This window comes from Caldisphaera sp., from assembly GCF_023256325.1.
GTDB lineage: Archaea > Thermoproteota > Thermoprotei_A > Sulfolobales > Acidilobaceae > Caldisphaera.
In genome coordinates, this window is record NZ_JAGDXI010000037.1 from 1 (window position 1) to 11,686 (window position 11,686).

At 32.1% G+C, this 11,686-nt stretch carries 8 protein-coding genes and 1 pseudogene; all 9 read right to left on the reverse strand.

The annotated features are described in order from the left end of the window. Window positions 1-2,047, reverse strand: a 2,047-nt coding sequence (locus Q0C16_RS05050; protein WP_292320096.1) for an ABC transporter substrate-binding protein, incomplete at its 3' end; no start/stop codon positions are given. A gap of 131 nt (window positions 2,048-2,178) precedes the next feature. Then, a complete protein-coding gene (locus Q0C16_RS05055; protein ID WP_292320098.1) occupies window positions 2,179-3,738 on the reverse strand; it encodes a hydantoinase B/oxoprolinase family protein in 1,560 nt (519 codons plus the stop codon). A 6-nt stretch (window positions 3,739-3,744) separates the two neighbouring features. After that, window positions 3,745-5,724, reverse strand: coding sequence for a hydantoinase/oxoprolinase family protein (locus Q0C16_RS05060; RefSeq protein ID WP_292320100.1), 1,980 nt, complete (start codon window positions 5,722-5,724; stop codon window positions 3,745-3,747). 50 nt (window positions 5,725-5,774) lie between these two features. Beyond that, a complete protein-coding gene (locus tag Q0C16_RS05065; protein ID WP_292320102.1) occupies window positions 5,775-7,268 on the reverse strand; it encodes a sodium:solute symporter in 1,494 nt (497 codons plus the stop codon). After that, window positions 7,265-7,477: a DUF3311 domain-containing protein gene (locus Q0C16_RS05070; RefSeq protein WP_292320104.1), complete on the reverse strand. Its 213-nt coding sequence runs from the start codon at window positions 7,475-7,477 to the stop codon at window positions 7,265-7,267. Before Q0C16_RS05070 ends, Q0C16_RS05065 begins: the two co-directional genes overlap by 4 nt. Window positions 7,478-7,664: 187 nt before the next feature. Then, on the reverse strand, window positions 7,665-8,423 hold the full coding sequence (locus tag Q0C16_RS05075; RefSeq protein ID WP_292320106.1) for an enoyl-CoA hydratase/isomerase family protein: 759 nt from the start codon (window positions 8,421-8,423) through the stop codon (window positions 7,665-7,667). A gap of 44 nt (window positions 8,424-8,467) precedes the next feature. Beyond that, window positions 8,468-9,607 carry a CoA transferase gene (locus Q0C16_RS05080; protein ID WP_292320108.1) on the reverse strand — a complete coding sequence of 380 codons (1,140 nt, stop codon included), beginning with the start codon at window positions 9,605-9,607 and terminating at the stop codon, window positions 8,468-8,470. A 177-nt stretch (window positions 9,608-9,784) separates the two neighbouring features. After that, complete coding sequence (locus tag Q0C16_RS05085) at window positions 9,785-11,029, reverse strand: amidase (protein WP_292320109.1); 1,245 nt, start codon at window positions 11,027-11,029, stop codon at window positions 9,785-9,787. Between the two features lie 77 nt (window positions 11,030-11,106). After that, window positions 11,107-11,686, reverse strand: a pseudogene (locus Q0C16_RS05090) (ABC transporter substrate-binding protein); the annotation flags it as partial.

The window sequence follows — 11,686 nt, forward strand, 5'->3', positions numbered from 1 at the left end:
ATGCTTTTCTAACTAATGGGTTTGCAAAATAGTATGATGGTATACTATAAGATGGATTTATTTGTTTTAATAATTGCTCACTAACATTTAAATTAAAATCATAATACCATATATTAAGAGAAGAAAACCCATATATCTTAGCCTTGCCTTGATATTGCAATTGTTCAAGCTTTGGCAAATATGGAGATATTTCTATTTTCGGAAAAGTAACTATATCAGCCTCCCCGCTTGCTAACATATTTAGTGCTGTTGTTGGATCCTGCACCCAATCTATAATAATTGTATCATTAGGTTTAGGGAAATATGCTATATTATTTGGCCAATAAGGATTTGGCTTTAATACAACACTTTCCCCTGGTGTAAACGATGCTATATAATAGAGACCAGTAAAACCAGCATTAGAGGATGGCCACTGAACTTTAGTGTTATAATTTCCTGCGTTACAAGTTTGTTGGTATTGATAAAATGCTTGAGCTAATTGTGTATAGTTTCCATCATATAATCCAGTTAAGTTTAATCCATCACCGACTTGGTTCAACCATTTAGCGTCCATTACATAATCAAATGATGTCATGACATTAAAGAAAAAGACTGGATTTACTGGCTGAATCAAATGAAAAGTAACAGTGTTTGTCTCGTTATTATATGATACTGAATTGATTATATCTTCTGCACCCAATGAATCGTTTGGAGACTTAACTATAAAAGTAGAAAAATTGTAATTAGGAACAGTAAATGGAGCTAAATAAGTTCCCTCAGCCCCGGGAAAACCTCCAGCACAGACAAGCATCCTTATCATACTATACCATACATCATAAGCTGTTATAGGATCTCCATTAGATGCCTTTAGACCAGGCCTTATTTTGAAAATATATACTGTATAATTGGGGGAAATTGCGCCGTAAGTATATCTAGCTGTTACATTAGACCAATTGCCAACTGTAGGTATGTATTCAGCTATCATTGGTATAAATTTAGTTGTACTAGATTGATAATACCATATTAAAGAACCATATATGTTATTTATCACTTCTTGACTTATAGTGTCAATCCATAAAGATGGATCAAAAGTAAAAGGTCCTCCTGGAACAACTTCAGCATCAATTATTGTATTTGGATTTGAAATACTCGATAGGCCTGAATATAAGCTAAATTGTTCTTCTTGAGATGATACTGCAACCGTTTGATATATAGTATAATTATAAGTCTTCTCTGATGAAATATTTTCAGTAACAATAGTTAAAGATATTGGATAAAGACCAGGTTTATTGAATGCAACTGTTACAAAACTTTTTGCAGGCTCTACATAGCTAATATTGCCAGAACCAGTTACATATGCTTGAATTGCATAGCCCGTATAATTCTTTGAAGGTATAATTATATTTGTTCCATTACCTAATGATAATATATATTCTTTTATAGTAATATTTGTTCCTGAAGGTGGTTGTAAAAACCCAAGTGATATATTAAATTGTTCACCTGTTGTTAATATAGAACCGCTACTTAATGATATAACAGGTACTGTTAATAAATTAGACTGATTAAAGTTTAAAGACGGAAATACTATAATTTGAATTAAGTTATTTGATGAGCTTCCTAAGAGCTTGCTATTGCTATACAAATTATAATATAAAAAGTATTGACCCGGATAATTAAAGCTTACATTAAAACTACTGCTGCTTACATTTAATACATTGCCTTCCCCGTCATAAACTAAAGCATAATCGCCAGGTTTAAAGTCAGGTATATTTACTTCTAAAGGTTGATTAACTTGTATGGAATAACTTTCTGGCATTAGGGGCTGTAAGTTTGAAACAACTGAAACGTTTTGATATTGTGTTGTGATAACGCTGCTTGTTAAAGTAGATGATGTGCTTTCAGCTGATGAGATGGTTTGTGTAGGAATTTTATTTTTATTTAAACTATTAACATAAATGTATGTTCCAGTTAAAATTATAACTAAAACTACAAGAACAGATAAAGTTCCGAGAAGACTTTTCTTCGAAACATTCCTCTTAACGCTAATACCGCCGAGCGCAATACACAATCACCTGTCCTTTTCTGTTTTATAAGATACGGTATATAAGCTTTTCTAAAAATATATAATATAATTTTTATTATAATATTGATATAAAATAATTAAATTATATTATATAAAAGTTACGTAAATTATAAAAGTTATCCATAGCCTCCTCCTCCTGGAGTCTCAATTATTACTTCATCATCAGCAAATAATTCTATAACAGATAAAGGTTTTATATCTTCTATACTTCCGTTTTTTCTCTTTATAGTTAGTTTTGATGGCTTGCCTGGCTTTCCATTAAATAAACCATAAGGATTTGTTAAAAATCTGCTAGACATAACTGCCAACCTAGCTGGATATAATACTTTGAATGAACGTACTATCCCGTCTCCTCCTCTATGCTTTCCTTCTCCACCACTTCCTTCTCTTATTTTATATGAAGTAAAAAACATCGGATAAGTAGATTCTGTTATTTCTATTGGAGTATTCATGGTATTCGTCATATTAGTGTGCACACCAGAAACGCCATCCCCATTTGGCCTAGCTCCGCTACCTCCTCCTATAGTTTCATAATATGCCCATGGTTTCCCATTTTTGTCATATCCGCCAAGCATAATATTCATCATTGTGCCAGATGAAGCTGCTGGAATCCTATCTGGCATTGCTTTTGAAAGAGCAAGTAAAATTACGTCTACAATTCTTTGGCTGGTCTCTAAATTTCCTCCTGAAACTGGTGCAGGAGGAGTTGCGTTAAGTAATGACCCCTCATCTGCTATAACGTTTATAATTGAATATAGACCTTCATTAGTAGGTATATCACCTTTCATTAAAGATCTAATTGCGAAAGATGATGCAGCAAAAGTTACTCCAAATACTGCATTTAAAGGCTTTCTAAGTTGCTTAATTAATTTTGGATATAATATTGTAACATTATTTTCTGTAATTTTCACATTAACGTTAATATTGACTAAATCAGATAAATCTGTACCTGTTTCTAAATAATCTTCTGCAGTAAATTCACCTTTTGGCCAAGTTGATATTTCTTTTAATGCTAATTCTCTTCCATATTTAATTGAATTTTCCCACCCATCGATTGTTTGATCAAGCCCATATTTGTCTATTAATTCTTTAACTCTCTTTATACCTGTCAAATTAGCTGCTATTTGGGCCTTAAGGTCGCCTTCATTTGTTAAAGGAGATTTTACATTTGCCAAAAACATTTTTAATATATCATCTCTAATTTCTCCTTTTTCTACCAATTTTACTGGAGGAACTATTTCTCCTTCCTCATAAATAGTTGTTGCTTGCGGATTGATGCTACCAAAAACCGGCCCTCCAATATCTACATGATGAGCCTTATTTGCAGTATAACCGATTAATTTACCCTTATAATAAATTCCTGATATAACTGTTACATCATTTAGATGTGTTCCAGTTAAATAAGGATCGTTTGAAAATATCATATCCCCTTCATTTAATTCTATTTTTTCCTTTTCGAGATAATCTAATAAATTCTTTATACCTACCCTTAATGAACCTAAATGAACAGGTATATGTTCCGCTTGAGCAACTATTCTTTCATTAGCATCTATTATTGCACAACTATGATCCGCTCTTTCCCTTATATTTGGAGATAATGCAGATCTTCTCAAAGCTACTCCCATCTCTTCCGATATAAATGAAGTAGCTCTATGTATAATTTCCCATGAAACCATAATCTATCACCTCTTCAAAATAACAGTTCTATGAGGACCTACTTCTCCTTTCCAACCTCTTGGAATAACAATTGTTGAGCTATATTCATCTATAATTGCAGGCCCTTTAATTTTACAACCTCTAGGCAAAGAATCTCTTTCATAAACTGGTACTTCATCCCAGGATTTGCTTATATATGCTTTCCTAAAGCCTTTTTCCTTTAATTCAATGCCTTCCTTAGCTTCTCCCAAATAAGGCTTTGGTCTGACTTTGATTCCGAATACTCTTGACATAACAATTTCTATAGGTCTATTTAATGTAAATCCATAAGTATTATAGTGCACAGTTGCAAAGCTTTTTTCTATCGATTCTTTATCTAATTTTTCAGGAGCAGTAATTGTTAATTCATATCCTTGGCCTTGATATCTTACATCTAATAATCTTATAAAGTAATCTAAAGTTCCAACTTTTTTAACTAATTCTTTTTCAAGCTTATCAAAAGCATCTTGTAAGTCTTTTGGAAAGGCCAGTCTGGCCTCAAACCTGGAGTCTGCCATCAAAAGGCCTAATGCACTAAATAACCCAGGCTCAGGAGGTATAATAACTTCTTGCGAACCTAATTCTTCTGCTAGCATAGCTGCATGTTGTGGGCCTGCGCCCCCAAATGCTATTATTGAAAATGAAGAAGGATCTAAACCTCTTTCTACAGTTACCAACCTTACTGCTCTAGCCATTTCTAAATTTATTAATTCAAGAGCTGATATAGATATTTCCTCAGGATCACCTAAATTTGATAAAGCTTTTCTAGCTAATTCAACATTTAAGCTAACTTCTCCTCCTGCAAGCTTATTGCCTATTCTACCTAATAATAAATTGGCATCTGTTATTGATGCTTTATCTCCGCCCTTGCCATAAGATGCTGGACCTGGATCAGCTCCAACACTTATTGGGCCAACCCTTAATGCATTAGCTTCATCTTTCCATATAACTGTACCTCCACCTGCTGAAACCTCAGCTAAATCAATAAATGGGAATCTAACAGGATAGCCAGAACCTTTAATAGTTCTTCCGTGGTGCGCTTCTCCTCCTACTTCATATTCTGTTGTTATTTCCAATTTACCATCAATTATTGCACTAGCTTTTGCTGTTGTTCCTCCCATATCAAATCCTATTGAATTTTTAATTGAAAGCATGTTTGAAAGTTCTGCAGCAGCTATAGCACCAGCTGCAGGACCAGATTCAATCATTTGCACAGGCCTTTCCGATGCATCTATTGTATTAACTAATCCTCCAGAACTTGACATTATATAAATCTTTTCTGTTCCAAATTCTTTTAAAGAAGAGGAAAGCATATCAATATACCTAGATACTATTGGCCTTAACACGGCATTAACTACAGTTGTTGATGTTCTTTCATATTCTCTTGGTTCTGGAGCTATCTCATTAGATATAGTCACATATTTAAAATATCTACTCAATATTTCTTTAGTTTTAATTTCATTTTTTGGATTTATATAAGAATGAAGATAAGAAACTGCAACACTTTCTATATTATTTTTTATTAATTCATTAGCTATATTCGTTATCTCATTCTCATTTATATCTTTAATTATCTCTCCATTTACGCTAACTCTTTCGTTTATTTCATATCTGAATTTTCTTGGAATTAATGGTCTAGGTTTAGTAAAGAAAAGATCATAGAGCTTAGGTCTATTTTGCCTACCAATTTCTATTATATCTTTAAAACCATTTGTTGTTAATAGTGCAGTATTTGGAAGTTCCAATTTAACTTGACCTAATATTGCGTTAGTAGCAATCGTGGTTGCATGTAATAATTCAGGTATTTTAATTCCTCTTACTATCTGATTTAAGGCATTTACTATGCCTATTTCGGGCTTTGCTGGCGTTGTAGAGACTTTGGAAACCTTCATGACACCATTAGAATCTATATATATCGCATCAGTAAAAGTTCCTCCTACATCTACCCCTACTAATATGTCACCCATCTTAAACCCCATTTAAGGTAATAAAAAAAGAACTTAAAAAAATTAAACAATTATGATTTCTTAGGAAATGCTAGGCTTATTAAGACTATTATAATATTTATCAATAACCCTATAAATCCTATATATAAGTCATGATATAGCGTTGTTGATATAACCTTATAGTGATTAGCATACAGGGTTACAAATATAGAAACTAATGTTCCAATCCATAAACCCGCTATTGCAAATTCTTTTCTAATAAACTTGAAAAATGGATGTATTACGACAATTGGCAAAAACTGCAAAATTATTTCAGCGCCAACTAAATAAAATTGGAACGCATAGGTCATTGGAATTACTTGTAACAGTGCTAATGATAACAAAGTAAATATAACAGCAGCCCATCTGGCTACTTGGGTTTGACCTTTAGCTGATATATTTGCTTTAACCATTCTAGCTAAATCTCTTCCTGTCATATTACCAACAGTTACTGCCATCAAAGCAGCTGGTACTAATCCTCCAACAAATATGCCTAACAAAGCTAATCCAGCCAACCAAGGTGGAACTAAGGAAACTAATAGACCTGGAATCACATATAGCCCTCTTGAAGCTGCCGGCAATTGAAATACAAAGCTATGAACTGATGGTATTTTGTAAACGGCTATAGCCATAACATCAGCTAAGGCTAATGGTATTGCATATAATATGGTTAATGAATAACCTTTCAATAGTCTGTCCTCGCTTTGAGCGGCCCATGATCCAGTTATATTATGAGGCCATAAATATGCTGAAAAGACTACACCAAGCATACTTGAACTAAATGCTAATGCTTCAGTACTTGGCAAAGATAGATATTTAGATGGCATACCAGAAAATAGATTAGTAAAACCATGAGTATAATAAAGCGTTGCAACTATAACTGTTAACAATCCTGTCCAAACTAAAACATCTTTAAATATAGCCCCTAGCGATACGCCTCTTACTCCACTTGTAAATGAAAAAGCAGCTATTACCAAAAATGCTATGAATAAAATTACGAGACTGTATTCTTTAAAAGCGGATGATGTTGGTAATATATGAAATGATTCTAAGAGAGTTGTACCAAGAATCGCATATAGTCCATCAACTTGCAATGCTATGTAAAATAGTGTTGCAAATATTCCTAAAACAACTATTGATAACGATAGGCCTATGCTATTAAATTCGCCTCTAGCATAGTCTGCTATAGTTATATATCCTTTCTCTCTTGAGATTTTCCATAATCTAGGCATAAACAAACTTGCAAATGTAAAAACCATTGCTTGATAAGTAACCCCAAAAAATCCGAATGCACCTAATGCAAAAACGGCAGAAGGTATTGCTAATATAGAATATGCTGTAAACCAATCGGCACCTTGCAAGAAAAACTGGAGAACTGTTCCTAGTTTTCTTCCTCCTAATCCCCATTCATGTAATTGGCTCATATCTCCTCTTCTAAAGGTTCTTCCCATAAATCCAACAATTGCAAAAATTATGAATAATACAATAAATGTAATAAGCAATTCATACCCTGCCGTTGTTATCATGAGGCCCCACCTTTAACTCTTAAGCTAACAATAGAATAGAGAATTATTGATGAAATCACATACCATATTATGACCCACCAATAGAAAAAGGGTAATCCTGCTAAAGTTGGATTTACAGAGCTATACCAAGGCCATGCATATACCCCAAAAATCAATAGAGTTACTATACCCACAATAATCCAGTTTCTTTTACTTCCATTTGAACCCACTGTATTACACCTAAACTTTATACATATTAGTACACTTATTTATACTTTTACTTTAGCATATTATAAAATACAAAAAAGAATTTTAAATAAAGTATTATTAAGCTACCAAGAAAAATTGCTACCTTTTTACTTCTAAATTGCAAAGAATTTACTTCCATTATTATTAATCAATTTATTAATTAAAAAATTATTTTTTAAATGAAGATTTGATTTTATCTTTTGTTTCTTTTCTTGCTGCAAATGCTGCAATTGTAGAAGAACCTGCATAAATGTAAGGACTAAACTTAGCAGATGAAATTAATGATTTAATCTGTTCAACTGCTAAAATATCATTCTTGCTTATTTTAGTTGCTATATCCTTAACTTTTATCTTTAGAGATTCAATATTTTCTACCACGTCATTAATGAAACCATATTTAATTGCTTCTTCAGCAGTTATCAATTCTCCAGTTAAACCCAAATATGATACGGCTTTAGAATTTGCCATCATGAAACCAACAGTAGATGTTATTGGAGGAATTAGACCCCATTTAACAGCTGTAACACCTAATTTAGCAGATTTTACAGCATAAGCCATATCAGCAGCATATATTAAATCAAATCCTGCTCCAATAGCATAACCATTAATAGCCGCTATAACAGGTACCCTGCAATCTAATATAGCTTTAATAACTCCTCCTAATCCTTTATATAAGTAATTCCATGATTTTTCTACATCATCTAAATTCGATATTTCATTCAAATCAACACCTGATGTAAAGTATTTTTCCCCAGCCCCAATTATAGCAATAGTTTTTACGTTCTCATCTTTACATGAATTTTCGATAGAATTCTTCAGATCAAACATATCTTTACTTCCCAATGCATTTGCATATTTCTCTCTATTAATAATAATCCAAACTAAAGGATAATCCTTTTCAACTTTAATATTTTCATTTTCACTCATATTAATCACCCATATTTAATTTAAATAATTGTGACCACCCATATTTACGCTTTATTAATAAACTTTTTCTTCACCTCATCAGTGTTTTCACCTAATAAAGGCGGTGGAATAAATGATATTGGTTCTTTGTTATTTATAATACCAGGTTCTTTTATTTGCTTTATCTTACCTAATATTTCATGGCTCATTTCAAAAACTAACAGATTTGCATAAGGGTCTTTGAAAACTTCTTCAATATCATAAACAGGTGCGACAGGAACACCAGATTTCTCTAAAATTTCAATCCATTCATCCCTTCTTTTATTTGAAAAAATTTGCTGCAATAGATTTGACAATTCTTCTTTATTACGAACTCTATCATTATTGGTCTTAAATCTAGGATCATCTTTTAATTGATTTAAATTTAATACTTCACAAAGCTTATTCCAATGCCTATCATTTCCAACAGCTACTACAAACCACCTCTTATCAGACCCCATAAAAGCTTGATGAGGGGCCATGCTTGGATGGGCGGATCCTAGTCTCTTTGGTTTTTGATTAGCAATTAGATACATCATAGGTATATAAGACATAGCAAATAATGCACTATCAAATAAATATACTTCTGCATAATATGGCTTTGCATTAGAATAAAGGCCAGACAAGGCGTATATAGCTGCCATTTCACCAGTTATTATGTCAAATAAAGCAAAAGGTATTCTGACGGGAGGATCATTTTCCCTACCAGTTGTGAGCATTAAACCGCTCATAGCTTGTATTATCATATCATAAGCAGGTTTATCATTATAAATACTGTTACTCCTAAAACCTTTGACACTTAAATAAACTAAATTGCTATTAAGTTTAAACAATGTTTGAGGATCTACACCTAATTTTTCCCTAACTCCTGGCCTATAATTTTCAATAACTATATTACTTTCTTTTGCCAAATTGTACAATATTTTTTTATCATTTTCATCTTTTAGATTTAGAACCACGCTCTTTTTTCCCCTATTTATTGAAAGATAATATGAACTTACACCATTTACTATAGGGGAAAATTCTCTAGACTCATCTCCTTCTGGAGGTTCAACCTTAATTACTTCTGCCCCTAAATCAGCCATTATTAGTGTGGCAAAAGGGCCAGCTAATGTATGAGAAAGATCTAATACTTTAACACCTTTAAGAGGTAGATAATCATTCACACCTAAACACCATCTTTTATATAAAATTTTATCTATTTAAACATTCTATTATTTATTTAATAAACTTTTTAAAAAGTATTCCTATTAACTTTATTTTATTGGAGTTAATGCGTTTAAATATCAAATAACTTTCAATTTAGTATTTAAGACTATAAATTTTTAAAAGCTTATAAAAAATTATAATGAAATAGGTAACATGCTTGCTATCGTTAACAACTTGCTGTCTTCATTATAATTTCCTATTAATTGTATACCAACAGGCAAATTTTCAACTTTTAATGCTGGTATAGAAATTGTAGGAGCCTCAGCATATGCAGAATATACAGTTTCATGAGTCAAAAGTGTTCTAATTATTCCATCTTCCTTCCCTAAAACTTCATCAATAGTTGGTGCAGGTAATGGAGTCGTTGGTGTTAATAATACATCAAATTTCTTTAAAATCTTTTTGAGCTCTTGCTTAACTTCTCTTTTATGATTTAAAGCCTCTAAATAATCTGTTGCTCTGTATTCTAATCCTTTTTCAAGCAGCCTTCTCACATCGGGAAAATATTGATCCCATTTGTCTTTATTAACTATATGCACTGATGTCGCCTCACTATACCTTATTACTGGAAAATACTTCCAAACATATTTTTGAGCAATAGGCATATCAATAAAACTATAATCATAACCCAATTTTGCTATATAGTCTAAAAATTTATTCTCAACTCTTTCAATGAGTTCACTATTATAATTCCTTAATTCTTCTGGTACTTTATACCATTTTGGAATTCCAATTCTTATTTTTTTAATATCAATATTTTTATATAAACCAAATTTTATTGAGATATTCATTATTTGATTAATATCTTTAGAAAAGAAACCTAAAGTATCAAAGGATTTAGCTAATGGAAATACCCCATTAACATTTATTTTTCCATATGTAGGTTTAAATCCATATACTCCACATAAAGATGCCGGAACTCTAATAGATCCTGCAGTATCTGTACCAATAGATATTGGAACTATTGAAGCGGCTACTGCAGCAGCTGAACCACCACTACTTCCTCCAGCTATTCTACTATAATCATGAGGATTTTTAGTTGGTCCAAAAATTGTAGATGTTGTAGTTATACCTGATGCAAATTCATGTGTATTAGTCTTTCCAACAATAACGTATCCTAATTTTTTAATTTTTTTAACTATGAACGCATCTTGTTTCGGAATAAAATCTTGGTATATCTTTGAACCCATTGTAGTTCTAATACCTTTCGTAAATATTATATCTTTAATACCAACAGGTATTGGTTCTATACCATTTTTAGTCATTTCTTCAGCTTCATTTATGGCATTTTCGTTAAAAGTGACAAAAGCGTTAACTTTTTTGTTAAGCTCTTGTATATCTTTAGAAAAAACTTTTTCAATTGAACTTATACTTACCAATTTTCACACCTTTTAATTTAATTAAAAAATAATTTTATAAACTTATCTTTCGATATTTATAAAAAAAGGTTAAAATTTTACTTATACCACCAGAAATACCAGCTATCTCCTGCGCCATTAAATGACGGATTCTCTTCCCATGCTAATATATTTCCTTGATAAGCATGCATATATGGCTTTATGGCCCAATATTGGTTTTGCTGTATTGTATATACATACATATATAGATTTATGGCCATCTGTTCTGCTTGTTTATAGAGATTTATGGCTTCTGTTAAATTGCCTGCTAAATCTGCCTTGTCTGCCTCTTGCAACACATTATTCATTTCTTGGAATTCTTGAGATTCTTGCCAAATCATAGCACCAACATTAGTATTTCCTGTTTTATTGAAATACGCAGATAAATTATTCAAATAAGTTATATTCCATCCATCTGGTGATGGATAAGCACCGCTAGCTAAATATATTGAGTCTGCAGCAAAACTTGCTGTTGGATATCCTGATATCCACCCTAAGTAATATAGAGCCATTGGATTTTCGCCTGGTATCATGTAACTTATTATTGTTGAAAATGGCTCATATAATGGTTGTGCATTTATATTTGGATCCATTTCATGTAATGCCTGTGCCCACATTTCTGCTGCTGTGAAATCAACA